Origin of the sequence: Streptomyces sp. 2323.1 (assembly GCF_900221035.1) — a bacterium.
GTDB classification, from domain to species: domain Bacteria; phylum Actinomycetota; class Actinomycetes; order Streptomycetales; family Streptomycetaceae; genus Streptomyces; species Streptomyces sioyaensis.
On the sequence record NZ_LT907981.1, the window covers coordinates 2,333,656 to 2,357,456 of the forward strand.

Consider the following 23,801-nt stretch of genomic DNA (forward strand, 5'->3'; position numbering starts at 1 on the left):
TACTCGCCGTGTTCACCGCGCGGGTCTCCCCGCTCCCCGCGGTGACGCGGTACCGTGGCGTCCCTTCTTCCCACATGATCCTCGTAGCCGCCCTGGAGGTTCCGTGGTACAGGCCTACATCCTGATCCAGACCGAGGTCGGCAAGGCCTCGGCGGTAGCTGAGGTGATCTCCACGATCCACGGTGTGCTGCAGGCCGAGGACGTGACCGGGCCCTATGACGTCATCGTGCGCGCTCAGGCCGACACCGTCGATGAGCTGGGTCGCATGGTGGTCGCGAAGGTCCAGCAAGTGGAAGGCATCACGCGCACCCTTACCTGCCCGGTCGTCCATCTCTAGCTCCCCCGTATCCTCTGCCGGGTGATCTCTGCGCGCCGCCGGTACCTGGCCCTTCCCCCGCTCGCGGTGCTGATCGCCGCAGTGAGCTGTTCCTCGCCCGATGACGTGGCCGTCCCCTCCCCGAAAGGAGAGGCGGCACGGTATTGCCGAGCGCTCCACAAGGAGTTGCCGCGGACCGTGGACCGGCTGGAACGGGGTACCGCCGAACCGGTCTCGGACTTCACTGCCATGTGGGGCGATCCTGCCGTGAAACTCCGCTGTGGAGTGCCGAAGCCCGATGTCCTGACGTACGGGAGTGAACATTACAACCCCAACGCCGACGCGGCGGAAGTCAACGGGGTCCAATGGCTCTTCGAGAAGCAGGACGACGGCTACCGCTTCACGACGGTGCTGCGGAAGGCGTACGTCGAGGTGACCGTCCCGGGGAAGTACGCCCCCGAGGTCGATGTGCTCACCGACCTCGCGGGCGCCGTGAAGAAGACCGTTCCCACCGGGGTCTAGGGCCGGGGCGGCCGGCCCGGAGGCCGGCCGGGGCTCAGCGCAGTCCCGTGGACCGCTGGAGTGCGGCCTGCAGGAGCCGGTCGATCAGCTCGGGGTAGCTCACACCGCTCTCCTGCCACATCCGCGGGTACATGGAGATGGGCGTGAAGCCGGGCAGGGTGTTGATCTCGTTGATCACGAACTCGCCGTTGTCCTGCAGGAAGAAGTCCGCGCGCACCAGGCCCTCGCAGGACGCCGCCTCGAAGGCCGCGACGGCCAGCTCCTGGACCTTGGCGGTCTCCTCGGCGCTCAGCGGCGCCGGCACGATGCCGTCGGCCGAGTCGATGTACTTGGCCTCGAAGTCGTAGAAGTCGTGCGCGCTGACCGGCGGGATCTCGGCCGGCACGCTGGCCCGGGGGCCGTCGGCGAACTCCAGCACCCCGCACTCGATCTCCCGGCCGCGCAGCAGCGCCTCCACGAGGATCTTGGGGTCGTGCCGGCGGGCCTCCTCGATCGCCTCGTCCAGGCCGCCGAGGTCGTCGACCTTGGTGATGCCGATGGACGAACCGGCCCGGGCGGGCTTCACGAAGAGCGGCCAGCCGTGTTCCGCGGCGAAGTCCACGATCTTCTTGCGGGCCGCGGTCCCCTTTTCTCCATTCGGAGCGGCCTGCTCCCACTCACGGGGGCGGATGACCTCGTACGGGCCGACCGGCAGCCCGAAGGAGGTGAACACCCGCTTCATGTAGTCCTTGTCCTGGCCCACGGCGGAGGCGAGCACGCCCGAGCCGACGTAGGGGACGCCGGAGAGCTCCAGCAGGCCCTGCAGGGTGCCGTCCTCGCCGTAGGGGCCGTGCAGCACGGGGAAGACGACGTCGACCTCGCCCAGCGCCTTGGGCACCGCGCCCGGCTCGGTGTAGACGACCTCGCGGTTGGTCGGGTCGACGGGGAGCACCACGCCGCCCTCGGGGGACTCGGCGAGCTCGGCCACGCTGGGCAGCCGCCGGTCCGCAATGGCCATCCGCTCGGGGTCGTCGGCGGTCAGCGCCCAGCGGCCGTCGGTGGTGATGCCGATCGGCAGCACGTCGTATTTGTCGCGGTCGATGGCGCGCAGCACCGCTCCGGCGGTGAGTACGGAGATCGCGTGCTCGGAGCTGCGTCCGCCGAACACGACGGCGACGCGGGGCTTGTGGGAGGAGGTCTGGCTGCTCATATCGCGTTGAGGGTACCTGCTGACCGGCGCGGAGTCAGTGCTGCTGCGGCCGTCGGGGACCACGCGCCGCCCTGCCGCGGATCACGGGCCCCCGACGGACCGCGCAGAACCGGATGAATCGGTTCCGCTGCCGGTGTCACTCGGACTTCGCGCTTGTCAGTGCCGCTCGGACTTGGCGCTGCGCGCCATCAGGTCCTTCAGGGCGGCCATCGGCTGCTTGCCCTCGTGGACGATCTCGACGACCGTCTCGGTGAGCGGCATCTCGACGCCGTGCCGGCGGGCCAGATCCAGCACGGATTCGCAGGATTTGACGCCCTCGGCGGTCTGTTTGGTGACCGCGATGGTCTCCTCCAGCGTCATCCCCCGGCCGAGGTTGGTGCCGAAGGTGTTGTTGCGCGACAGCGGTGAGGAGCAGGTGGCGACGAGGTCGCCCATGCCGGCCAGGCCGGCGAAGGTGCGCGCGTCGGCGCCCATGGCCAGGCCGAGCCGGGTGGTCTCGGCCAGACCGCGGGTGATCAGGGACGCCTTGGCGTTGTCGCCCAGGCCCATGCCGGTGGCGATGCCGACGGCCAGCGCGATGACGTTCTTGACCGCGCCGCCCAGTTCGCAGCCCACCACATCGGTGTTGGTGTACGGGCGGAAGTACGCGGTGTGGCAGGCGGTCTGGAAGCGCCGGGCGACCGCCTCGTCGGCGCAGGCCACGACGGCGGTGGCGGGCTGCCGGGCGGCGACCTCCTTGGCGAGGTTGGGGCCGGTCAGCACCGCGACCTGCTCCGCCGGAACCTTCGCGACCTCCTCGATGACCTCGCTCATGCGCTTGGCCGTGCCGAGTTCGACGCCCTTCATCAGGGACACCAGAACCACCCCGTCGGGCAGCAGGGGCGCCCACTCGGCCAGATTGCTGCGCAGCGTCTGGGCGGGGACGGCCAGTACGGCGAACTCCGCGCCGCGCGCGGCTTCCGCCGGGTCGGTGGTGGCCCGTACGGACGCGGGAAGCTCGACCCCCGGCAGGTAGTCGGGGTTGGTACGGCCGTTGTTGATGGCGTCGACGAGGGCCGGGCGGCGCCCCCACAGGGTCACCTCGCAGCCTGCGTCGGCGAGCACCATCGCGAAGGCGGTACCCCAGGACCCCGTGCCGTAGACGGCGCAGCGCGTCACTTGCTTTCATCCTCCTGTGCCTGCTGGGTGCTTCGGGCCTGCTGCGATCCGACGGCGGGCTCGGGGGCGGCGGCCGGTTCGGCGGGGGCGGCGGGTGCTGCGGCGCCGCGGCCCGCCTTGGCGGCTTCCCGGGCGGCGCGGCGTTCCCGGGCGATCGCCTTGCGCCAGTCGTACGGTTCGGCCGGCACGGGCGCACCGCGGAGGACGGCCAGCTGCTCGGTGATCGCGGCCATGATGACCTCGGTGACGGCCCGCAGCACCTCGGCGGTCGGCTCCTGGTCGTAGAACGCGCTCAGGTCGACCGGCGGCCCCGCCTGCACCAGCAGCGTCTTGCGCGGGAGGAGGCGCAGCTTCTTCTCCTTGGCGTACGGCGGCATCGCCTCATGGGCGCCCCACTGCGCGACGGGGATGACCGGCGCCTTCGTCAGCAAGGCCACCCGCGCGGCACCGGTCTTGCCCTGCATGGGCCACAGCTCCGGGTCGCGGGTGAGGGTGCCCTCGGGGTAGAAGGCGACGCATTCGCCCTTCTCGATGGCGCTGACGGCGGCGCGGAACGCGGTGGCGGCGTCGGTGGTTTCCCGGTAGACGGGGATCTGCCCGGTGCCGCGCATCATCAGGCCGACAAAGCCGCTCTTGAAGAGGCCCGCCTTGGCCAGGAATCGCGGGACCCGCCCGGTGTTGTACTGATAGTGCGCATAGGAGAGCGGGTCGAGATACGAGTTGTGGTTGACCGCGGTGATAAATCCACCGTCGGCCGGAATGTGCTCCATTCCCCGCCAGTCCCGCTTGAACAGAACCAAGAGCGGCGGTTTGCAGATGACCGCGGCCAAGCGGTACCAGAAGCCGATTCTGCGGCGGGACACTGGGACACCCTCCTTGTGGGGACCTGCGAAGCTGCTGCGGGCCGGCAGCCGCACAAGTGTCGCCCCAGGTACCCGCTATGTCGAGAACACCGTAACCCCGACGCTCCCGCCGAGCGGCGGCAGCAGGTGAGAATGGCGCCGATGCGAAGAGACGGAGCAGAGGGCGAAGCAGAGACGGCCTGGAGCCTGGTGGTGCCGCTGAAACCGCTGGTGCGAGCCAAAAGCAGGCTCTCCGGGGCCGCCGGTGAGGAGTTCCGCCCCCGGCTGGCCCTCGCCTTCGCCCTCGACACCGTCACAGCGGCTCTGGCCTGCGCGAACGTCCGGGATGTGGCGGTTGTCACGGACGACCGGCTGGCCGGTGAGCGGCTGGCGGCGCTGGGGGCGCGGATCGTTCCCGACACACCGGGCCGGGGGCTCAACGCGGCGCTGTCCCATGGTGCGGGCGCGGTCCGGGCGCGTCGCCCGGGCGCGTCGGTCGCCGCCCTGAACGCCGATCTCCCGGCGCTGCGCCCCGCCGAACTGGAACTGGTGCTCCATTCCGCTTCGCTATTTCCCCGCGCATTTCTCGCGGATGCGGCGGATATCGGCACCACACTTCTGACCGCGACTTCCGGCGCGGAATTGGAACCGGCATTCGGGGGTGCGTCGCGGGCCCGTCACCTGGCATCGGGGGCGCGCGAGATCACCGCACCCGGGGCGCCCTCGGTACGCCGGGACGTGGACACCCCCGAGGATCTGCTGGCCGCGCTGGCGCTGGGCGTGGGCCCGCACACCGCCCTCCAGGCGCCGCATCTCGCCGGTGGGGCGGCGAGGGGGCACGGCGCGCCCGAGGAGCCCGAACCGCTGCGGCCGCCGCAGGTCAGAGCGTCTGGAGCGTGATCAGCACGATGCGCCGGTCGTCGCCGTCGCCGGTGACGTCGATACGGACCCGCTGACCGGGGCGCAGCAGCAACAGGCCGCCGGCGTCGAAGGCCGCCGCATCGAAGGGCAACGGGGTGCCGTCGTCCAGCAGCACGCTGCCGGAGCGGGTCTCGGAGTCGTAGGTGTACGCGGTGGCCTGCATGGGAGAGAGCCTAGGGCCTGTCCGGTGGATCAGGGTCGGCAGGCCCCGGCCATGATCCACCGGACAGGCCCTGGAATACACCGCGGGCCGGGCTCCCCGAAGGGAGACCGGCCCGACGCATGCGTCTCGCCGATGCTGCATTACCGCTTGCGGGCAGTGGTCTTCTTGGCGGTGGTCTTGCGCGCCGTGGCCTTCTTCGCCGGGGCCTTCTTCGCCGTTGCCTTCTTGGCGGGGGCGGTCTTCTTCGCCGTCGCCTTCTTCGCGGTGGTCTTCTTGGCCGTGGTCTTCTTGGCGGCGGCCTTCTTGGCCGTCGTCTTCTTGGCCGTCGTCTTCTTCGCGGTGGCCTTCTTCGCCGCCGTGGTCTTCTTCGCGGTGGTCTTCTTGGCCGTGGTCTTCTTGGCGGCGGCCTTCTTGGCGGTGGCCTTCTTCGCCGCGGCCTTCTTGATGGCCGCGCCGCCGGTCAGGCTGCCCTTGGGAGCCTTCTTGACGGAGACCTCGCCGCCCTTGGGGAGCTTCTTCGAGCCGCTCACCAGGTCCTTGAAGCCCTGGCCGGCCCGGAAACGCGGCACCGAGGTCTTCTTGACCCGCACGCGCTCACCCGTCTGCGGGTTGCGGGCGTAGCGGGCGGGGCGGTCGACCTTCTCGAACGAACCGAATCCGGTGACCGATACGCGGTCACCGGAGACCACCGCACGGACGACTGCATCCAGTACCGCGTCGACCGCTTCCGCGGCGTTCTGGCGGCCGCCGAGCTTGTCGGCAATGGCTTCTACGAGCTGCGCCTTGTTCACGTCTTCCCCTTCGGAGACATTGCTGGAAGGAAAGTTCCAAGCTTTTTCGCACGTTAGGCAGATATATACCGCAAATCAAACACGAAACGGGCTAATCACCCTTGTGCCGCAACGAAGTCGACCTTTACGGACTTCCATCGGCGTGCACATCTTCGGGGTAACGACCTTCGTCGAGGTCTTCCATGAACCACTCCAGACGCCTTGCCGCGTCCGCAAGATCGTGTTTAGCCGCGGCCGTGATGACGAGCAGCTTCCGGGTCAGCGCCATCCGTACGCCCTCCGGGACTTGCAGTGTCCGCACTCTTGCGTGTGCGTCCTTGAGTCGGTCGGCGACGACTCCGTAGAGCTTGAGTTGCTCGTCGCGTTCCATGCGCTAATTGTGCCATCTGCGGCGAGTTGTCGCTTCACGGGGCCTCAACAGGCGCCCCAACGCAGCGATGCGCCCCCTGCCAACTGCACAGGGGGCGCATCGTACGCAATAACGCTTTGAGCCAAAAACCCGAGGTCAGACCTCGAGGGTACGCGGCTTGAACGGCGGCCTGTTCGCCTCGTACTCCACGATGGACGACTCCTCCCGAAGAGTGAGGCTGATGTCGTCCAGCCCCTCCAGGAGGCGCCAACGCGCATTCTCGTCCAGCTCGAAGTCGGCGCTGATGCCCTCGGCGCGGACCTGCCTGCCGACCAGGTCGACCGTCACCTCGGCGGTGGGATCGGCCTCCAGCAGCTGCTGGAGGCGGTCGACGGTCTCCTGCGGCAGGACCACCGTCAGCAACCCGTTCTTGAGGGAGTTGCCGCGGAAGATGTCGGCGAACCGCGAGGAGATGACGGCCTTGAAACCGTAGTTCTGCAGCGCCCAGACGGCGTGCTCACGTGAGGAGCCGGTACCGAAGTCGGGGCCGGCCACCAGCACGGTGGCGCCCTGGTACCGCTCCTGGTTCAGGACGAACTCCGGGTCCTTGCGCCAGGCCTCGAACAGCCCGTCCTCGAAACCGTCGCGGGTGACCTTCTTGAGCCAGTGAGCAGGGATGATCTGGTCGGTGTCGACATTGCTGCGGCGCAGCGGGACGGCCCGGCCGGTGTGGGTGGTGAAGGCTTCCATGGTTCAGACTCCCGCGGGCGTGGCGACGGCGACGTCAGAGAGATCGGCCGGTGAGGCCAGATGGCCGAGAACCGCTGTTGCGGCGGCGACCTGCGGCGAGACCAGGTGGGTACGGCCACCCTTGCCCTGGCGGCCCTCGAAGTTGCGGTTGGAGGTGGACGCGGAGCGCTCGCCGGGCGCCAGCTGGTCGGGGTTCATGCCCAGACACATCGAGCAACCCGCGTGCCGCCATTCGGCGCCGGCCGCGGTGAAGACCTTGTCCAGACCCTCGGCGACGGCCTCCAGGGAGACCCGGACCGAGCCGGGCACGATCAGCATCCGTACGCCGTCGGCGACCTGGCGGCCCTCCAGGATCGCGGCCGCGGAGCGCAGGTCCTCGATGCGGCCGTTGGTGCACGAACCTACGAAGACGGTGTCCACCGTGATGTCGCGCAGCGGCTGGCCTGCCGTCAACCCCATGTATTCCAGGGCCTTTTCGGCGGCGTAGCGCTCCGAGGCGTCCTCGTACGAAGCCGGGTCGGGGACGCTGGACGAAAGCGGTGCGCCCTGGCCGGGGTTGGTGCCCCAGGTGACGAACGGCGCCAGCGCGGAGGCGTCGATGTGCACCTCGGCGTCGAAGACCGCGTCCTCGTCGGTGCGCAGCGTCTTCCAGTAGGCGACCGCGGCGTCCCACTCCTCGCCCTGCGGGGCGTGGTCGCGGCCCTGCAGGTAGTCGAAGGTGGTCTGGTCGGGGGCGATCATGCCGGCCCGCGCGCCCGCCTCGATGGACATGTTGCAGATGGTCATCCGGGCTTCCATCGACAGTTTCTCGATGGCCGGGCCGCGGTATTCCAGGACGTAGCCCTGGCCGCCGCCGGTGCCGATCCGCGCGATGATCGCCAGGATCAGGTCCTTGGCGGTGACGCCCTCGGGCAGCTCACCGTCCACGGTGATCGCCATGGTCTTGAACGGGGCCAGCGGCAGCGTCTGGGTGGCCAGGACGTGCTCGACCTGGCTGGTGCCGATGCCGAACGCCAGCGCGCCGAAGGCGCCGTGGGTGGAGGTGTGGCTGTCACCGCAGACCACGGTGGTGCCGGGCTGGGTCAGTCCCAACTGCGGTCCCACGACGTGGACAACGCCCTGCTCGACATCGCCCAGCGGATGCAGCCGCACCCCGAACTCCGCACAGTTCTTGCGCAGTGTCTCCAGCTGGGTACGCGAGACCGGGTCGGCGATCGGCTTGTCGATGTCGAGGGTCGGGGTGTTGTGATCCTCGGTGGCGATGGTCAGATCCGTCCGGCGCACCTGGCGACCGGCCTTACGCAGGCCGTCGAAGGCCTGCGGGCTGGTGACCTCGTGCAGCAGGTGCAGATCGATGAAGAGAAGGTCGGGCTCGCCTTCCGCGCGCCGGACGACATGATCGTCCCAGACCTTCTCCGCGAGTGTCCGTCCCATCGCTTTCCCTCCGGCCGGCCGCATTGCCGGCCTTGCTCGTCCGTGCGCGATGCCGGCAGAAATCCCCTTGCCGGGCTGTACGCCGGGCCCTGGTAGAGGGCCACACCTACAGATTGACGACTTCCCCGGAAAATTGAACTTGCGTTTCACAGTGTGAGACGCGAGTATCGTTGCATGGACAACTCTAGCGGCGTCGGCGTTCTCGACAAGGCAGCTCTGGTTTTGAGTGCCCTGGAGTCCGGTCCGGCCACCCTCGCCGGGCTGGTCGCGGCGACAGGGCTTGCACGGCCCACGGCCCACCGTCTGGCCGTGGCTCTGGAACACCACCGGATGGTGGCGAGGGACATGCAGGGCCGGTTCATCCTGGGCCCACGGCTCTCCGAGCTGGCCGCGGCGGCCGGCGAGGACCGCCTGCTGGCCACGGCGGGACCGGTGCTCACGCATCTGCGCGATGTGACCGGCGAGAGCGCGCAGCTCTATCGCCGGCAGGGCGACATGCGGATCTGTGTGGCGGCGGCGGAACGGCTGTCCGGACTGCGGGACACCGTCCCGGTCGGCTCCACGCTCCCCATGAAGGCGGGCTCGGCCGCCCAGATCCTGATGGCCTGGGAGGAGCCCGAGCGGCTGCACCGCGGCCTGCAGGGCGCGCGCTTCACGGCCACCGCCCTGTCCGGCGTGCGGCGCCGCGGCTGGGCCCAGTCGATCGGCGAGCGGGAGCCGGGCGTGGCCTCGGTCTCCGCCCCCGTACGCGGCCCCTCCAACCGCGTGGTGGCCGCCGTCTCGGTCTCCGGCCCGATCGAGCGGCTGACCCGCCATCCCGGGCGGATGCACGCCCAGGCGGTCATCGACGCGGCGGCCCGGCTCTCCGAGGGCCTGCGCCGCAGCGGCTGAGCCGGCTCCCGGCGCCCCGTCCCGCGACCGGCGGGACGGGCGCCGCCCGGCCGCTCAGGCCGCCAGCCGGTCCGCGGCCCGCTCCCCGCGACGGCCCACCGGCACCGTCCCCTGGGCCGCACCCAACCCGAATTCCGGCATGTTGATGTAGATGCTCTCGTACGCGCCCGCCGGGACGACGAAGGTCTCGTGCCAGAAGCCGACCTTGTCCTTGCCCTCACGCGCCCGCCGGTTGAACGCCGCCCACGCCGGCCGGTGCTCGCCGTCCTGGTCCGTGGCGTAGGCCAGCAGCTTCTCCTTCGACTCCCAGTACTGCAGGACGGCGATGCCCCTCGGGAGCCCCGGCAGCAGGCGGTAGCCCAGCATCCCGCTCTCCGGGTCCCGGGCCAGCTCCCTGATCATGCGCGGCATCGCCCGGAACACCGGCAGCCAACTGCGCACCGCACGCCAGTTGTTGACCCGCATCCCGATGAGGAAGACCACCACCTCCCCGGCACCGTCCGCCGTCATCCGCCCCTGCACCGGCTCACCGCTCATGGCAGCCTCCTCGGTCACATTGGATAGCGTCGCTACCCCTTATTAGATAGTGACACTCCCCAATGGAGGGTGCAAGGGGTGTGCGACTGTCGGAACTGAGTGAACACAGCGGTGTACCCACCGCCACGATCAAGTACCACCTGCGCGAACGGCGCTCCCGCCTGGGCGTCGCCATGGAGGCACTCCCCCACGGCCCGGAGCCCGACGAGAGTTCCCCCTCGACGGCCGTCGCCCGGCGCACCGCCACCGAGCTGCTCCGGCGGTGCGCCTGGCACCTCAACTCGGCGCTCGCGGACAGCTCCCGGGCCTTCGGCATGCTCGTCGCGGCCCTCGCCGCACTGCACCACTTCGGCTACGCCTGCGACACCGCCCCTCTGCTGCCCTGTGCCCAACAGGCGGCCCAACTCGCCGTCGTCTACCTGGATCTGGTCGAGGAGGCGCCACCCCGGCGGAACAGGTGGCAGCGGCGGTGGCGCTGACCGTGCTCTAGGAGCCGGTACTGCTGAGCCTGCGCCGGCCGGAGGAGGCCGAGGCGTCCAACAAGCGCTACAGAAGCGGGAGTTGACGCGGAAGAGCCCCTCGCCTGAAGCGAGGGGCTCTTCCCTGTGGTACCCCCGACCGGATTCGAACCGGCGCTACCGCCTTGAGAGGGCGGCGTGCTAGGCCGCTACACAACGGGGGCAAGTTTTCCTGCAGTTGAGCTGTCACGAGGACACGCTGCGCTGGGCTACCAGGACTCGAACCTAGACTAAATGAACCAGAATCACTCGTGCTGCCAATTACACCATAGCCCATGGTGGTTTAGACCAGTACCCCCGACCGGATTCGAACCGGCGCTACCGCCTTGAGAGGGCGGCGTGCTAGGCCGCTACACAACGGGGGCCCTAGCGATCCTGCATGAGTGACAGTGGGTGCGACCCGGACTGTCCCCCTGGGAAGGATCTGTACCCCCGACCGGATTCGAACCGGCGCTACCGCCTTGAGAGGGCGGCGTGCTAGGCCGCTACACAACGGGGGCTTTGCAGATGAGCTCTGCGAGCTGGCCTACCAGGACTCGAACCTAGACTAACTGAACCAGAATCAGTCGTGCTGCCAATTACACCATAGGCCATCAAAGCGCAACCCCCCGTGGGGGGCTTGATTTGATCTGCGCCTCCCGGCCCGGCCTTTCGGCCCTCTCGGGCGGCGCAGGAAGAACATTACCTGATCGTGGACGGCGCACCAAAACCGATAACTCCGCGCAACAGCTCGGGGAGCTCCGCCAGACCCGCGATCCGCCGCACCCCCGTCGGCGGCTCCTCCCCGGTGTCCGTACGGTCCAGCCATACGGCGGCCAGGCCCGCGTCCCGGGCGCCGAGCGCGTCGATGTCGAGCTTGTCGCCGACGTAGACGACCTCGGCGGGCGTTAGGCCGAGCGCCTTACAGGCACGGCCGAACGCCTCGGCGGCGGGCTTGGCGTGCCCCAGTTCATCGGCGCAGAGCACCGCCTCGAAGCGCCCCCGGATGCCCAGGGCGGCCAGCTTGCGTTCCTGGTTGGCGGTGGTGGAGTTGGACAGCACCGCCTGCCGTACCAGCGGGGCCAGCGCCTCCAGTACGGGCGGCGCGTCCGGGAAGAGTGCCCAGCACGCTTCGTAGTGGGCGACGTAGCGGCCGAACCAGGCATCCGCCTCGGCGTCGGACAGCGGCAGGCCCAGAAACGTCCGGGCGCGGGCCCTGCGGTGATCCAGAAACCCGAGCTCACCGGCGAGGAAGCGGGCGAACTCGGTCTCCATGGCGTGGCGCCAGCGCGCGAGTGCCGCCTCCTCGCCGCCGTAGGTGTCCAGGAGCCCTTCGGTCCGCAGATGCCGCAGCACACCGGCCCGGTCCGACCCGGTGTAGTCGAAGAGGGTGTCGTCGAGGTCCCAGAGGACGGCGCGCAAGGGGGTGTCGGCCTCGCCTCCGGGCGGGGTGCGGTCCGGTGCCGGGGCGCGCGGGCCCTCGGTGCGCGCGGTCATGGTCAGCCCTCCTGATGCCGGTGCGGCCATTGTGCCCGCACCGCCGGGCCGCCGTCCCGGCCCCGGACATGCCGCGGGCCCGGAAGCCGTGGTGGCTTCCGGGCCCTGAGGGCGGTACGGGGTCAGCCGGCCAGCTTGGCCAGTGCCGCGTCGATCCGCTGGAGGGTGCGCTCCTTGCCGAGGATCTCCAGGGACTCGAAGAGGGGCAGACCGACCGTGCGGCCGGTGACCGCCACCCGGACGGGAGCCTGCGCCTTGCCGAGCTTGAGGCCGTGCTCCTCGCCGGCGGCCAGGACGGCCTCCTTGAGGAGGTCGGGACCAGAGGTCCAGTCGGCGGCGTCGAGCTTGGCGCGGGCCGTGGTGAGCAGCGCGACGGGGTCGCCCTTCATCGCCTTCGTCCAGGACGCCTCGTCCTCGACCGGCTCCTTGAGGAAGAGGAAGTCGACATTGGCGGTGATCTCGGAGAGGACGGTGAGGCGGGTCTGGGCGTGCGGGGCGATGGCCCGCCAGGCGGCCTCGTCGAAGTCCTCGGGGGCCCAGTTGGCGTGCGGGGCCTTCAGCCAGGGCTCACAGGCCGTGATGAAGTCCGCCACGTCCAGCTGCCGGATGTGGTCGGCGTTGATCGCCTCGGCCTTCTTCAGGTCGAAGCGGGCCGGGTTGGCGTTGACGTCCGCGATGTCGAACGCCTCGATCAGCTGGGACACCGAGAAGATGTCCTGGTCGGCGGAGAAGGACCAGCCGAGCAGGGCAAGGTAGTTGAGCAGGCCCTCGGGGAGGAAGCCGCGCTCGCGGTAGAGGTTGAGGTTGGCCTGCGGGTCGCGCTTGGAGAGCTTCTTGTTGCCCTCGCCCATGACGTACGGGAGGTGGCCGAAGGCCGGGATCTCCTTGGCCACGCCCAGCTCGATCAGCGCCTGGTAGAGGGCGATCTGGCGGGGGGTGGAGGAGAGCAGGTCCTCGCCGCGCAGCACGTGGGTGATCCCCATCAGGGCATCGTCGACGGGGTTGACCAGGGTGTACAGCGGGGCGCCGTTGGCGCGGACGATGCCGTAGTCCGGGACGTTCTCCGGGGTGAAGGTCAGCTCGCCGCGCACCAGGTCGGTGAAGGTGATCGGCCCGTCGGGCATCCGGAAGCGGACGATCGCGGTGCGTCCCTCGGCCTCGTAGGCGGCCTTCTGCTCGGCGGTCAGCGTGCGGCACGTGCCGTCGTAGCCGGAGGGCCGGCCGGCCTTGCGGGCGGCGTCGCGGCGGGTGTCCAGCTCTTCGGTGGTGCAGTAGCAGTGGTAGGCGTGGCCGGCGGCGAGCAGCTTGTCGGCGACGTCCCGGTAGAGGTCCATACGCTGCGACTGGCGGTAGGGCGCGTGCGGGCCGCCGACCTCGGGGCCCTCGTCCCAGTCGAAGCCGAGCCAGTGGAAGGAGTCCAGCAGCTGCTGGTAGGACTCCTCGGAGTCGCGGGCCGCGTCGGTGTCCTCGATCCGGAAGACCAGGGTGCCCTTGTGGTGCCGTGCGTAGGCCCAGTTGAACAGGGCGGTACGGATCAGGCCGACATGGGGGTTACCGGTCGGGGAGGGACAGAAACGGACGCGGACGGGGGTCGCGTTAGCCACGCTTGATCACCTTGTTGGTGAGAGTGCCGATGCCTTCGATGGTGACGGCGACCTCGTCGCCGACGTTGAGGGGGCCGACCCCGGCCGGGGTGCCCGTGAGGATGACGTCGCCGGGGAGCAGGGTCATCGCCTCGGTGATGTGGACGATGAGGTCCTCGATCGGGCGGACCATGTCGCTGGTGCGGCCGAGCTGGCGCTGTTCGCCGTTGACGGTGCACTGGACGGCGAGGCCGGCGGCGATGTCCGCGGGCTCCAGGCCGGTCTCGACCCAGGGGCCGAGCGGGCAGGAGCTGTCGAAGCCCTTGGCCCTGGCCCACTGCTTCTCGCGCTGCTGGACATCGCGCGCGGTGACGTCGTTGGCGCAGGTGTAGCCCAGGATGACGTCCTTGGCGCGCTCGCGGGGCACCTCACGGCACATCCGGCCGATGACGACGGCGAGCTCCGCCTCGTGGTGCACCTCCTGGGAGAAGGAGGGGTACCCGATGGGGTCGCCGGGGCCGATCACCGAGGTGGACGGCTTGAAGAAGGTGACCGGCACGTCCGGGACGGCGTTGCCCAGCTCGGCGGCGTGGTCGGCGTAGTTGCGGCCGATGCCCACGACCTTGTTGGGCAGGACGGGCGGCAGCAGCCGGACCTTGTCGAGGGGGACCTTTTGGCCCGAGCGCTCGAATTCGGCGAAGGGATGTCCCTTGATGACGTCGAGTTCGTCGCCTTCGACGACGCCGAATCCGACGTTGCCGTCGATGGAGAATCTGGCGATGCGCACGGGTTGCCGCTGCCCCTCATTGATCACTGGCCGGAGTTGACACTCCAGGCTATCGCGGGGCCGCTGCCGCTCCGTCACCGATTTACGCCGACACGTCCTGCGTGGGGGCGACCATCAGGACGGTCCGGCGGGGGTTGGCCGTCTGGGCCGGCAGATCGACGGAGTGCTCCGCGGCCTCGGTGCCGAGCTCCTCGGCGTCTTCGAGGTGGGCCAGGGTGGTGCGCCGCGGGTTGGCTATGTTGCGGAACATCGTCGTCTTCACTGCTGCATGCCTCGCGTCATCAAGAGATCGGAAAGGGTCTTACCACAGCTGCCTTGTCGCTCTGGGCAACTGTGTAAAGCGTCAGGCTATGCACGCTATTCCCGACGACGTGCGCGGGAACTCAACGATCTTCCTGTGAGTTTGCTCACGACCTGTACGACAAATGCCGCAATTCCCATGATCAACAACCTTGGGCGAATCGGACAATGGCGGATTGAACCGCACGTTCCGCGCCCGATCACCGCACCTGGGACAGCGGATGCGGGCGGTCGACTCGCGGATAAAAGTCCGTTATCGACGGTGAAAACTTCTACAAGTCGTGACGCGGTCCGTACATTGCGTCACCCAAGTCACAGTGCATGACTCCGCTCTTGTTGGAGATCCTGCACTGTGCTGGAATTCCACGGACCGCCGCACGTTTCAGCCGGCGCGCAGGGCGCAACGTAGCGCCGCGCGGTGGTGCCGCTCTCTCGGCCAGAGAGGGCAGCCCGCCGGTCACTCACGACCGCCATGGGGGACTCAGCGGTCCCCCATACGACTCGACTCCGTCCCGCCGAGGTGGGACGCCTGGTCCAGAGGTTGCGACGCTAGTGCAGGGACGTTTCAAGAGGGATGGCAGCGCTGCGGCGGACCCGGAGCTCCGCGGCGGAACCGACCGCGGCTCCTCGCCCCAGCGCGCCCAGAACCATGCTTCCGCCGGGGGCACCGTGCCCACCGACGGGGGCGGCCAGGCGCCGGGCAATGACGCCGCGGACGGCGGCAAGCCCAAGGAGCCGAAGGGGGCCAGCGGGCCCGGTTCGCGAATAGCGCTGCGCAACTGGCGCATCAGCACCCGCCTGGTCTCCCTGCTCGCGCTGCCCGTGGTCGCCGCGACCACGCTGGGCGGCATGCGCATCGCCACGTCGCTGGAGAACATCGACCAGCTCGACAAGATGCAGATGCTCACCGAGATGACCCGGCAGGCGACCGAGCTCGCCGACGCCCTCCAGGTGGAGCGGGACAAGTCGGCCGGTCCGCTGGCCGGCAGCGGCAACACCAAGGACGATGCGAACGTCGTCGCGCCGCGCGAGGCGACCGACCGCGCCAAGCTGTCGTTCAACCAGGCCACCGGCGACATCCAGGGCCAGGACGCCACGATGGCCGGTGTCCGGGCGACCGTCCTGGAGATCGGCCGGCAGCTCAACACCCTCAACGAGATCCGCAGCACCGCCTACAAGGACGGCGACAACTCCGCGCGGACCGTCACCAGCTACAACCAGCTGATCAACTCGCTGCTGTCGCTGTCCCAGGACATGGCGCAGGCCACCAGCAACCCCGAGATGATCCGCAGTACCCGTGCGCTGGCGGCGTTCTCGTCGGCCAAGGAGTACGCGTCGATCCAGCGCGCGCTGGTCAGCGCCGGCCTCGCCCACGACGGCGGCCCGCAGCTGTCCGCCAACGACCGGCTGGCCGGCCGTAACGCCGAGGACAGCGAGAAGGCCGCCCGGGACCGCTTCTCGCAGATCTACACGAACAACGCCGGCGCGCTCACCCGCGGTCTGGACGGCAACAACGACGAGATCAAGGCGGCGGTCGCCTTCGCGCACCGCTCCTTCGCCAGCGCCACCGGCATCCGCAGCCAGGACATCAGGTACCTCGACTGGTACGACTCCGACACCGTCAAGATCGACGAGATGTCGCGTATCGAGACGACGCTGCTGTCCGAGATGGAGCAGAAGGCCCGCCAGCTGCGCAACGAGGCCACGCAGACCGCGATCATCAGCGGTGCGCTGATCCTGCTCGTCCTCGGCGTCTCGCTGGTCGGCGCGTTCGTCGTGGCGCGGTCCATGGTCCGCTCGCTGCGCCGGCTGCAGGACACCGCGCAGAAGGTCGCCCAGGACCGGCTGCCCGAGCTGGTCAAGCAGCTGTCCGAGTCCGACCCGCAGGACGTCGACACCTCCGTCGAGTCGGTCGGTGTGCACAGCCGGGACGAAATCGGCCGGGTGGCCGCGGCGTTCGACGACGTGCACCACGAGGCGGTCCGCCTCGCCTCCGAGCAGGCGCTGCTGCGGGGCAACGTCAACGCGATGTTCACCAACCTCTCGCGCCGCTCGCAGGGCCTGATCCAGCGTCAGCTCTCGCTGATCTCCGAACTGGAGTCCCGCGAGGCCGACCCGGACCAGCTGTCCTCCCTCTTCAAGCTCGACCACCTCGCCACCCGCATGCGCCGTAACGGTGAGAACCTCCTGGTCCTCGCCGGTGAGGAGCCGGGACGCCGGTGGACGAGGCCGGTGCCGCTGGTCGACGTCCTGCGTGCCGCCGCCTCCGAGGTGGAGCAGTACGAGCGGATCGAACTCAACGCCGTCCCGCAGACCGAGGTGGCGGGCCGGGTCGTCAACGACCTCGTGCACCTGCTCGCCGAGCTGCTGGAGAACGCCACCTCGTTCTCCTCCCCGCAGACCAAGGTCAAGGTCACCGGCCATGCGCTGCCCGACGGCCGCGTCCTGGTCGAGATCCACGACACCGGTATCGGGCTGTCCCCCGAGGACCTCTCGGCGATCAACGAGCGGCTGGCCAGCCCGCCGACCGTGGACGTCTCGGTCTCCCGGCGGATGGGTCTGTTCGTGGTCGGCCGCCTGTCGCTGCGGCACGGCATCCGTATCCAGCTGCGGCCCTCCGACTCCGGCGGCACCACCGCGCTGGTCATGCTGCCGGTCGACGTCGCCCAGGGCGGCAAGAAGCCGGCGCCCAGCAACGCCAAGGGCGGCGGCGGTGACCACGGCGGCACGCCGTCCAGCCGGCTCGCGGGGCTCCAGCCGCGCGGCCAGGTCGGTTCGGGTCCCTCGGCCGGCGGGCGCCCCGCGCTGCCCGGCCGTGGCGGTCCCGGCGGCGGTGCGCAGAACGCCTTCGGTGCCGCGGCCCCGTCCGGCCGTACGGCGCCTCCCGGCGCGGCCTCCCCGGGCGGAGACCGCCCGGCCGCCGGCCGTCCCGGCGCCGCGCGTCCCTCGCTGCCCACCCGCGGCCAGGACAACGGCCCGGCGTCCGCCGTGGCCCCGCCCACCGGCGCACCGCGCCGCGAGGAGCGTCCGCAGCTGCCGGCGCGGGGTGCCGCGGCCGAGCTGCCCGGCGGTCCGTCCGCCGGCGGTCAGGGCGGCCAGAGCGACCAGGGCGGTACGAGCTGGGGTGCGCGCCGTGAGCGCGGCGGCTCCGACGACTGGCCGATGACGCCCCGCGAGGCCCAGGACCGGCCGCGCGGCCACGAGGAATCGGCCGGTGCCGGCAGCACCGGCAGCTTCGAGCGGCCCGCGCCCGCCGGCGGCCCCGGTGACACCGCGGCGTTCGCCCGTCCCGACTTCAACGCGCCGCCGCCCGCCGCGGACGACTCCCGCAGTGGACGCGACCCGCAGGGTGCGGGCAACGGGCGCGGTGACACGGGGCAGTTCCCCCGTCCGGACCGCGAGGCGGCCCGCTACGAGACCGGTCAGTACGAGACCGGTCAGTACGAGACGGGCCAGTACGAGACGGGCGAGTACCAGCGTCCGGACAGCGACACCGGGCAGTACGAGCGGCCCGGCAGCGACACCGGCCAGTACCAGCGGCCCGGCAGCGAGACCGGCCAGTACGAGCGTCCGGGCAGCGACAGCGGCCCGTACGACACCGGGCGGAACCGTCGCCCGGACACCGACCGTGCCGCGTACGCCGACGAGCCGCAGAGCACCGGGCAGTTCCCGGTGCAGCAGCCGCAGGACGGCAATGCGCAGTCCGGCGACGTGCTCGGCGGCGCGGACGCCGGCCCCGGCGACGGCCGTACGCCGATCTTCGACACCATCGAATCCAACTGGTTCAACCACCCGGCCGCCGCTGCTGCCGGTGTGCCGCCCCAGGGCACCGAGCCCGAGGCTTCCGGCCTGCCGCGGCGGGGGGCCGCGCAGGACGGAGCCGCACGCTCGGAGACCCCGGCCAACGGCACGGAGCGCAACCCGGCCGAGGCCTCGCAGTGGCGCAGTTCGCCGAACGACGAGACCTGGCGGCAGGCGGAGCAGATCCGCCAGCCCGCCGCGGGCGGTGTCACCACCTCCGGGCTGCCCCGGCGGGTCCCGCGCGCGAACCTCGTCGCGGGCACCGCGCAGCAGCAGGCCGACCAGAGCGGGCCGCAGGTCTCCCGGTCGCCCAGCGACGTCCGGGGGCGGCTGACCAATCTCCGTCGGGGTATCCAGCAAGGCCGGCAGGCCGGGACGTCGTCCACCGGCACCCACGGCATTGTCGATCCCACTCACCAGCAGGAGCGTTAGTTGAGTCCGATGAGCCAGGCGGCGCAGAATCTGAACTGGTTGATCACCAACTTCGTGGACAACACCCCCGGGGTGTCGCACACGGTGGTGGTCTCCGCGGACGGGCTGCTCCTCGCGATGTCCGAAGGCTTCCCCCGCGATCGTGCCGATCAGTTGGCGGCGGTGGCCTCCGGCCTCACCTCGCTGACCTCCGGTGCGTCCCGCATCTTCGAGGGCGGGAGCGTCAACCAGACCGTGGTGGAGATGGAGCGCGGCTTCCTCTTCATCATGTCCGTCTCCGACGGATCCTCGCTGGCCGTGCTCGCACACCCCGAGTGCGACATCGGCCTCGTCGGTTACGAGATGGCCCTGCTGGTCGACCGCGCGGGCACGGTGCTGACGCCCGACCTGCGCGCCGAACTCCAGGGCAGCCTGCTGCACTGAGGCGTCCGCAGCGCCACCCCGTCCAGCACCACCCCACCCATTCGTGCCGCCACCCCCCACCGGCCCAACCCGACGACAGTCCCACTGTCCCGTCCGGAGGACCCATGACCCCGCCACCTGCCACTTCCGGCCCGTACGGCGCGTACAGCCAAGCGCCGTACGGGGACGAAGGTGACCAGCCGCTGGTGCGCCCGTACGCCATGACCGGAGGCCGGACCCGGCCGCGCTACCAGCTCGCCATCGAGGCGCTGGTCAGCACGACCGCCGACCCCGCCCAGCTGCCCGGGCTGCTGCCCGAGCACCAGCGGATCTGTCATCTGTGCCGTGAGGTGAAGTCGGTCGCCGAGGTCTCCGCTCTGCTCAACATCCCGCTCGGTGTGGCGCGGATCCTGGTCGCGGACCTGGCAGAGGCCGGGATGGTGGCGATCCACCAGCCCGGTGGCAGCGGCGAGGCCGGCGGAACACCGGACGTGACCTTGCTCGAGAGGGTGCTCAGTGGACTTCGCAAGCTCTGACAGCGGTTCCGGGGGCGGTGCGGCCCGCGCCACGACGTCCGCCAAGATCGTGGTGGCGGGCGGCTTCGGCGTGGGCAAGACCACGTTCGTCGGGGCCGTCTCAGAGATCAACCCGCTGCGCACCGAAGCCGTGATGACCTCCGCCTCGGCGGGCATCGACGACCTCACGCACGCGCCGGACAAGACGACCACCACCGTGGCCATGGACTTCGGCCGGATCACCCTGGACCAGGACCTGATCCTGTACCTCTTCGGTACACCCGGCCAGGACCGCTTCTGGTTCATGTGGGACGACCTCGTCCGCGGCGCCATCGGCGCCGTCGTCCTGGTCGACACCCGCCGCCTCGCCGACTGCTTCCCCGCCGTCGACTACTTCGAGAACAGCGGACTGCCCTTCGTCGTGGCCCTCAACGGCTTCGAGGGATACCAGCCGTACGCCCCCGAAGAGGTGCGCGAGGCGCTGCAGATCGGCCCCGGGACCCCGATCATCACGACCGACGCCCGGCACCGCAGCGAGGCCAAGAGCGCCCTCATCACGCTCGTGGAGCACGCGCTGATGGCCCGCCTGCAGTAGCGCGCCTGACGGCCCGCCCGGCATCCGGTGCGGGCCGTACGGCAGTTGTCCCCATCCGGGGTGTGCCGCCCTGCCCCGGGGCAGGTTCCCGAGATGCCCTAAGACGATCTGTGTCCTTCGACACGCAGACAAATTTGCTTCATAACGTTTCGACAGTGAATCACAGGTGTTTCGACACCCCGCGCGCATGCCCGGCTTCGCTGCGCTCACATTTCTCCTGCATTTTGACGCGGCTCGCCCTTAACGCCCCTTTTATCTAAGGCACTTCCGCGCCCGCTCCGCCTTTGCCCAGTGTTTGGAACGCACCGCCCTGACGTGCTGAAATTCGCTGAAACTCCGGAGTAGGAACGCCCAGAAGAAACGGCACAGCAAGTCAGTGCCGGCGCCGAGAGGTTGTTGGTCGAGTGAGGCGAAGCAAGGAGAGCCCCGAGCCGCAGGAACCGCGGCGGGGCAACTTCACCCCGCCACCCAGAGGTGGCGTACCGGCTTCCGACGCGCCCGAAAACACGGTCGCGAAGCCTCCGGTCAGTGGTGGGAAGTACTCCCCGCGCAACTGGCGCGTGGCCACCCGTCTGAACGCCATTCTGCTGATTCCGGTGCTGCTCGCCCTGGTATTCGGTGGCCTGCGGGTGAACAGTTCGCTCGCCACCTGGCAGGAAGCACAGGACGCGGAGAACACCGCGAAACTCGTACGTGCCGCGCTCTCCTACAGCACCGCCATGATCGACGAGCGGGACCGCACCGCGGCGCCGCTGTTGAAGGGCAAGAAGGACGACCCGGTCGTGCAGGAGGCGCGGGACACCACCGACGCCGCCGCCGCCAAGTTCCACGAGGCCGCCAAGGCCATCCCGGACAAGCCCGGCCTCAAGCGCCGGCTCACCTCCTTCGAGAAGGTCGAGCCCAAGCTCCAGAAGCTGCGCCAGGTCGCGTACACCTCCAAGCTGCACGGTGTGCAGACCGAAGAGGGGTACGTCGAGATCCAGCACCCCCTGATGGAGTTCGCCAACGAACTCGGCCTGGGCACCGGCAACATCACCTCCTACGGCCGTACCGTCTACGCCATCGCGCTGGCCAAGGCCGCCGAGTCGCTGGAACGGTCCATCGGCACCCACCTCCTGGTCGACCCGGCGACCCCGCAGGGCGGCAAGGAGCACAAGCTCCAGCTGACCGCGTTCGCGTCGTACCGCTACCTGGAGGGCATCGCCATCGGCGAGTTCACCTCCGGCGGCACGCCCGAGGACGTCGCCCGGCTGAACAAGGACGCCGCGGCGCTCAAGCAGACCGCGCAGCACAAGATCGCCCAGGCGAAGGCGCAGGCCCAGGCCGCCGGCCGGCCGTTCCGCACCCCGCCGACGATCGACCAGATGTCGACGCTGATCGCCACCGGCGCGGCGCCGGAGTCCCTGAGCACCCGCGGCATCACCTCCGACAGCTACTTCGCCTCGGCGACCGGCAAGTTCAGCATGTACCGGTCCATCGAGAAGGACCTGTCGGACAAGGCCGTGAACGAGGCGGCGCAGATCTCCGACGACGCCCGGCAGTCCACCTTCGTCGACTCCGGCATCGTGCTGGCCGCGCTGATCATCGCCTTCGTCGTGGCCGGTCTGATGGCCCGCCGGATGAGCCGCAACATGCGCCAGCTGCGCACCGCCGCCTTCGGCATCGCCGAGCAGCGGCTGCCGATGCTGGTCGACCAGCTCTCCCGGACGGACCCGGGCCGGGTCGACACCCGCGTGACGCCCATCCCGATCGCCACCACCGACGAGATCGGCGAGGTCGCCCGGGCCTTCGACCAGGTCCACCGCGAGGCCGTCCGGCTCGCCGCCGAGCAGGCACTGCTGCGGGGCAACGTCAACGCGATCTTCACCAACCTCTCGAGCCGCAACCAGGGCCTGATCGAGCGCCAGTTGGAGCTGATCACCGACCTGGAGAACAACGAGGCGGACCCGGACCAGCTGGAGAGCCTCTTCCGGCTCGACCACCTCGCCACCCGCATGCGGCGCAACGGCGAGAACCTCCTCATCCTCGCGGGCGAGGAGCCCGGCCGCCGCTGGAACCAGCCGGTGCCGCTGGTGGACGTCCTGCGGGCGGCGATCAGTGAGGTCGAGTCGTACGAGCGAATAGACCTCACCGGCGTCCCCGAGAGCGAGATCCACGGCACCGCCGTGACCGACCTCGTGCACCTGCTGTCCGAGCTGCTGGAGAACGCCACCACGTTCTCCTCGCCGCAGACCAAGGTGCGGGTCGCCGCGACCCGGCTGCCCGACGGCCGGGTGATGATCGAGATCCACGACAAGGGCATCGGGCTCACCCCCGAGGACTTCGCGGACATCAACCACAAGCTGGCCAACCCGCCGAGCGTGGATGCCGCGATCTCGCAGCGCATGGGCCTGTTCGTGGTCGGCCGGCTGGCCGACCGGCACGGGATCCGGGTGCAGCTGCGCCCCTCCGGCGAGCAGGCGGGCACCACGTCCCTGGTCATGCTGCCCGAGGCGATCACCCACGGCGGTGGCGGCGAGGAGCGGTTCGACGACGACTTCACGGTCTCCCGGATCGTTCCGGAGCACCAGCAGGCGTCGTACGACGGCCAGGGCCGCCAGCCCACCGCCGCCGAGCTGGGCTTCGACGACAGCCGCTACGGCCGCCAGGACGCCGGGGACATGGTGGGCCGCTCGCTGCTCCGCGAGGAGCGCCGGGCCGCCCTGGAGGCCCAGGCCTCCGGTGAGCAGCCGGTAGGCGGTGACCGTCCGCTCTTCCGGGACGAGGTGCCGTCCGCCGACGCCTACCAGGACTTCCCGGGTCAGGCACAGGACTTCCCCGGCCAGGCTCAGGACTACCCCGGCCAGGCATATGCGGAAGCCGATCAACCGCTCTACGACGACCGGTCCCACGGCAGCCAGGCGTTCGCCGACCCGGGCTTCGCAGAGACCACCGGCCAGCAGCCATACGTGTCCCACGAGGCGGCGCAGCCGGACGAGTGGAGCGAACGGCCTGCATTCGAGGGCTACTTCGGGACCGAAGCGGAATCTGACCGGAATACAACTGCCGCTCCCGCTGACGGCCCTGAGCGCGTACCATTCCAGCGTCCGGGCCCCACACCGAGCGACGCACCCCCGCTGACGGATGCCGGCCTTCCGCGCCGCGGAGGCCGCGACCAGCAGGCACCACAGGTGCAGCAGCAGCGGAGCGCGCCGGAGACCGGCCAGGACGGCTCCGACTGGCGCAGTTCCAACGATGCGCGCTGGGAGCGGGCGGAGCAGCTGCGCGAGCCGAAGGCGGGCGGAGTCACCTCCTCCGGCCTCCCCCGGCGGGTGCCCAAGGCCAACCTGGTCGAAGGTGCCGCGGAGCAGACGCCACAGGGCGGCCCCCAGGTCTCCCGCGCCCCGGAGGACGTCCGCGGCAGGCTGAGTAACCTGCGCCGCGGTGTCCAGCAGGGACGCAACGTCGGCACGGACCCCTCCGGGGTCCCCCAGAATGACCAACAGGGCTACGGCCCCGGCAGCACCTACGATCAGGAGCGTTAGTGTGA

The 23,801-nt window shown here is 70.1% G+C and carries 23 protein-coding genes and 5 tRNA genes; 10 read left to right on the plus strand and 18 right to left on the minus strand.

All coding sequences use genetic code 11. The features are described 5' to 3' along the window. Positions 1-103: 103 nt before the first annotated feature. Positions 104-337, plus strand: a complete 234-nt coding sequence (locus CPH93_RS09345) for an Lrp/AsnC ligand binding domain-containing protein (protein ID WP_006602873.1) — start codon at positions 104-106, stop codon at positions 335-337. A gap of 21 nt (positions 338-358) precedes the next feature. Beyond that, positions 359-838: a DUF3515 domain-containing protein gene (locus CPH93_RS09350; RefSeq protein WP_231977248.1), complete on the plus strand. Its 480-nt coding sequence runs from the start codon at positions 359-361 to the stop codon at positions 836-838. A gap of 34 nt (positions 839-872) precedes the next feature. Here the strand turns inward: CPH93_RS09350 and CPH93_RS09355 are convergent, their stop codons facing one another. The 3 genes from CPH93_RS09355 to CPH93_RS09365 form a co-directional block, all read right to left on the minus strand. Next, positions 873-2,027, minus strand: a complete 1,155-nt coding sequence (locus tag CPH93_RS09355) for a D-alanine--D-alanine ligase family protein (protein WP_096212519.1) — start codon at positions 2,025-2,027, stop codon at positions 873-875. A 156-nt stretch (positions 2,028-2,183) separates the two neighbouring features. Continuing rightward, positions 2,184-3,185: an NAD(P)H-dependent glycerol-3-phosphate dehydrogenase gene (locus CPH93_RS09360; RefSeq protein ID WP_096212520.1), complete on the minus strand. Its 1,002-nt coding sequence runs from the start codon at positions 3,183-3,185 to the stop codon at positions 2,184-2,186. Further along, positions 3,182-4,048: a lysophospholipid acyltransferase family protein gene (locus tag CPH93_RS09365; RefSeq protein ID WP_093485357.1), complete on the minus strand. Its 867-nt coding sequence runs from the start codon at positions 4,046-4,048 to the stop codon at positions 3,182-3,184. Before CPH93_RS09365 ends, CPH93_RS09360 begins: the two co-directional genes overlap by 4 nt. A gap of 141 nt (positions 4,049-4,189) precedes the next feature. Between CPH93_RS09365 and cofC the strand changes: the two genes are divergently transcribed. Further along, positions 4,190-4,927: a 2-phospho-L-lactate guanylyltransferase gene (cofC, locus tag CPH93_RS09370; RefSeq protein ID WP_231977249.1), complete on the plus strand. Its 738-nt coding sequence runs from the start codon at positions 4,190-4,192 to the stop codon at positions 4,925-4,927. Here the strand turns inward: cofC and CPH93_RS09375 are convergent. From CPH93_RS09375 to leuC, 5 genes are all read right to left on the minus strand, one after another. Further along, positions 4,908-5,111 carry a hypothetical protein gene (locus tag CPH93_RS09375; protein ID WP_006602879.1) on the minus strand — a complete coding sequence of 68 codons (204 nt, stop codon included), beginning with the start codon at positions 5,109-5,111 and terminating at the stop codon, positions 4,908-4,910. The genes cofC and CPH93_RS09375 overlap by 20 nt on opposite strands. Before the next feature lie 140 nt (positions 5,112-5,251). After that, the gene (locus tag CPH93_RS09380) at positions 5,252-5,902 is read right to left on the minus strand and encodes an HU family DNA-binding protein (protein WP_093485355.1); all 651 of its coding nucleotides are present in this window, start codon (positions 5,900-5,902) and stop codon (positions 5,252-5,254) included. A 124-nt stretch (positions 5,903-6,026) separates the two neighbouring features. After that, entirely contained in the window at positions 6,027-6,272 is a 246-nt protein-coding gene (locus CPH93_RS09385; protein ID WP_006602881.1) for a hypothetical protein, read from the minus strand. Positions 6,273-6,407: 135 nt separating this feature from the next. Beyond that, entirely contained in the window at positions 6,408-7,001 is a 594-nt protein-coding gene (gene leuD, locus CPH93_RS09390) for a 3-isopropylmalate dehydratase small subunit (protein ID WP_093485354.1), read from the minus strand. A 3-nt stretch (positions 7,002-7,004) separates the two neighbouring features. Then, complete coding sequence (gene leuC / locus CPH93_RS09395; RefSeq protein WP_096212522.1) at positions 7,005-8,435, minus strand: 3-isopropylmalate dehydratase large subunit; 1,431 nt, start codon at positions 8,433-8,435, stop codon at positions 7,005-7,007. A 174-nt stretch (positions 8,436-8,609) separates the two neighbouring features. Here leuC and ndgR point away from each other — a divergent pair, with 174 nt between their 5' ends. Beyond that, on the plus strand, positions 8,610-9,326 hold the full coding sequence (gene ndgR, locus CPH93_RS09400) for an IclR family transcriptional regulator NdgR (protein WP_006602884.1): 717 nt from the start codon (positions 8,610-8,612) through the stop codon (positions 9,324-9,326). 54 nt (positions 9,327-9,380) lie between these two features. On the opposite strand, the gene CPH93_RS09405 is transcribed toward ndgR, so the two are convergent. Next, positions 9,381-9,863, minus strand: a complete 483-nt coding sequence (locus tag CPH93_RS09405; RefSeq protein ID WP_173909755.1) for a DUF4188 domain-containing protein — start codon at positions 9,861-9,863, stop codon at positions 9,381-9,383. A gap of 80 nt (positions 9,864-9,943) precedes the next feature. On the opposite strand from CPH93_RS09405, the gene CPH93_RS09410 reads away from it, so the two are divergent. Next, positions 9,944-10,342 carry a hypothetical protein gene (locus CPH93_RS09410; RefSeq protein ID WP_331716985.1) on the plus strand — a complete coding sequence of 133 codons (399 nt, stop codon included), beginning with the start codon at positions 9,944-9,946 and terminating at the stop codon, positions 10,340-10,342. Positions 10,343-10,469: 127 nt separating this feature from the next. Here the strand turns inward: CPH93_RS09410 and CPH93_RS09415 are convergent. The 9 genes from CPH93_RS09415 to CPH93_RS36130 all read right to left on the minus strand — a co-directional run bounded on the left by CPH93_RS09415 (position 10,470) and on the right by CPH93_RS36130 (position 14,477). After that, positions 10,470-10,545: transfer RNA gene (locus tag CPH93_RS09415), tRNA-Glu, on the minus strand. Positions 10,546-10,585: 40 nt separating this feature from the next. Next, positions 10,586-10,657: transfer RNA gene (locus tag CPH93_RS09420), tRNA-Gln, on the minus strand. 16 nt (positions 10,658-10,673) lie between these two features. Then, positions 10,674-10,746, minus strand: a tRNA-Glu gene (locus CPH93_RS09425). 62 nt (positions 10,747-10,808) lie between these two features. Continuing rightward, positions 10,809-10,881, minus strand: a tRNA-Glu gene (locus CPH93_RS09430). A 21-nt stretch (positions 10,882-10,902) separates the two neighbouring features. Next, positions 10,903-10,974, minus strand: a tRNA-Gln gene (locus CPH93_RS09435). Between the two features lie 88 nt (positions 10,975-11,062). Then, positions 11,063-11,857, minus strand: a complete 795-nt coding sequence (locus CPH93_RS09440) for an HAD family hydrolase (RefSeq protein WP_231977250.1) — start codon at positions 11,855-11,857, stop codon at positions 11,063-11,065. Positions 11,858-11,979: 122 nt separating this feature from the next. After that, complete coding sequence (gltX, locus tag CPH93_RS09445; protein ID WP_093485352.1) at positions 11,980-13,461, minus strand: glutamate--tRNA ligase; 1,482 nt, start codon at positions 13,459-13,461, stop codon at positions 11,980-11,982. After that, complete coding sequence (locus CPH93_RS09450) at positions 13,454-14,227, minus strand: fumarylacetoacetate hydrolase family protein (protein WP_093485351.1); 774 nt, start codon at positions 14,225-14,227, stop codon at positions 13,454-13,456. Before CPH93_RS09450 ends, gltX begins: the two co-directional genes overlap by 8 nt. An 82-nt stretch (positions 14,228-14,309) precedes the next feature. Beyond that, positions 14,310-14,477, minus strand: coding sequence for a hypothetical protein (locus tag CPH93_RS36130; RefSeq protein WP_093485350.1), 168 nt, complete (start codon positions 14,475-14,477; stop codon positions 14,310-14,312). Positions 14,478-15,079: 602 nt separating this feature from the next. On the opposite strand from CPH93_RS36130, the gene CPH93_RS09460 reads away from it, so the two are divergent. From CPH93_RS09460 to CPH93_RS09480, 5 genes are all read left to right on the plus strand, one after another. Then, a complete protein-coding gene (locus tag CPH93_RS09460; RefSeq protein ID WP_096212523.1) occupies positions 15,080-18,760 on the plus strand; it encodes a nitrate- and nitrite sensing domain-containing protein in 3,681 nt (1,226 codons plus the stop codon). A gap of 9 nt (positions 18,761-18,769) precedes the next feature. Then, positions 18,770-19,183 carry a roadblock/LC7 domain-containing protein gene (locus CPH93_RS09465; protein ID WP_093485348.1) on the plus strand — a complete coding sequence of 138 codons (414 nt, stop codon included), beginning with the start codon at positions 18,770-18,772 and terminating at the stop codon, positions 19,181-19,183. Positions 19,184-19,287: 104 nt separating this feature from the next. Then, on the plus strand, positions 19,288-19,698 hold the full coding sequence (locus CPH93_RS09470; RefSeq protein ID WP_006602894.1) for a DUF742 domain-containing protein: 411 nt from the start codon (positions 19,288-19,290) through the stop codon (positions 19,696-19,698). After that, the gene (locus CPH93_RS09475) at positions 19,679-20,272 is read left to right on the plus strand and encodes a GTP-binding protein (RefSeq protein ID WP_096212524.1); all 594 of its coding nucleotides are present in this window, start codon (positions 19,679-19,681) and stop codon (positions 20,270-20,272) included. Before CPH93_RS09470 ends, CPH93_RS09475 begins: the two co-directional genes overlap by 20 nt. A 404-nt stretch (positions 20,273-20,676) precedes the next feature. After that, positions 20,677-23,796, plus strand: coding sequence for a sensor histidine kinase (locus tag CPH93_RS09480; RefSeq protein WP_162501008.1), 3,120 nt, complete (start codon positions 20,677-20,679; stop codon positions 23,794-23,796). Positions 23,797-23,801 lie beyond the last annotated feature (5 nt).

Bases quoted from the DNA above. Each gene is read 5' to 3' on its own strand.
- CPH93_RS09355 (WP_096212519.1), bottom strand. From the start codon at position 2,027: ATGAGCAGCCAGACCTCCTCCCACAAGCCCCGCGTCGCCGTCGTGTTC.
- cofC (WP_231977249.1), top strand. From the start codon at position 4,190: ATGCGAAGAGACGGAGCAGAGGGCGAAGCAGAGACGGCCTGGAGCCTG.
- CPH93_RS09375 (WP_006602879.1), bottom strand. From the start codon at position 5,111: ATGCAGGCCACCGCGTACACCTACGACTCCGAGACCCGCTCCGGCAGC.
- CPH93_RS09385 (WP_006602881.1), bottom strand. From the start codon at position 6,272: ATGGAACGCGACGAGCAACTCAAGCTCTACGGAGTCGTCGCCGACCGA.
- leuD (WP_093485354.1), bottom strand. From the start codon at position 7,001: ATGGAAGCCTTCACCACCCACACCGGCCGGGCCGTCCCGCTGCGCCGC.
- leuC (WP_096212522.1), bottom strand. From the start codon at position 8,435: ATGGGACGGACACTCGCGGAGAAGGTCTGGGACGATCATGTCGTCCGG.
- ndgR (WP_006602884.1), top strand. From the start codon at position 8,610: ATGGACAACTCTAGCGGCGTCGGCGTTCTCGACAAGGCAGCTCTGGTT.
- CPH93_RS09405 (WP_173909755.1), bottom strand. From the start codon at position 9,863: ATGAGCGGTGAGCCGGTGCAGGGGCGGATGACGGCGGACGGTGCCGGG.
- CPH93_RS09440 (WP_231977250.1), bottom strand. From the start codon at position 11,857: ATGACCGCGCGCACCGAGGGCCCGCGCGCCCCGGCACCGGACCGCACC.
- CPH93_RS36130 (WP_093485350.1), bottom strand. From the start codon at position 14,477: ATGTTCCGCAACATAGCCAACCCGCGGCGCACCACCCTGGCCCACCTC.
- CPH93_RS09465 (WP_093485348.1), top strand. From the start codon at position 18,770: ATGAGCCAGGCGGCGCAGAATCTGAACTGGTTGATCACCAACTTCGTG.
- CPH93_RS09470 (WP_006602894.1), top strand. From the start codon at position 19,288: ATGACCCCGCCACCTGCCACTTCCGGCCCGTACGGCGCGTACAGCCAA.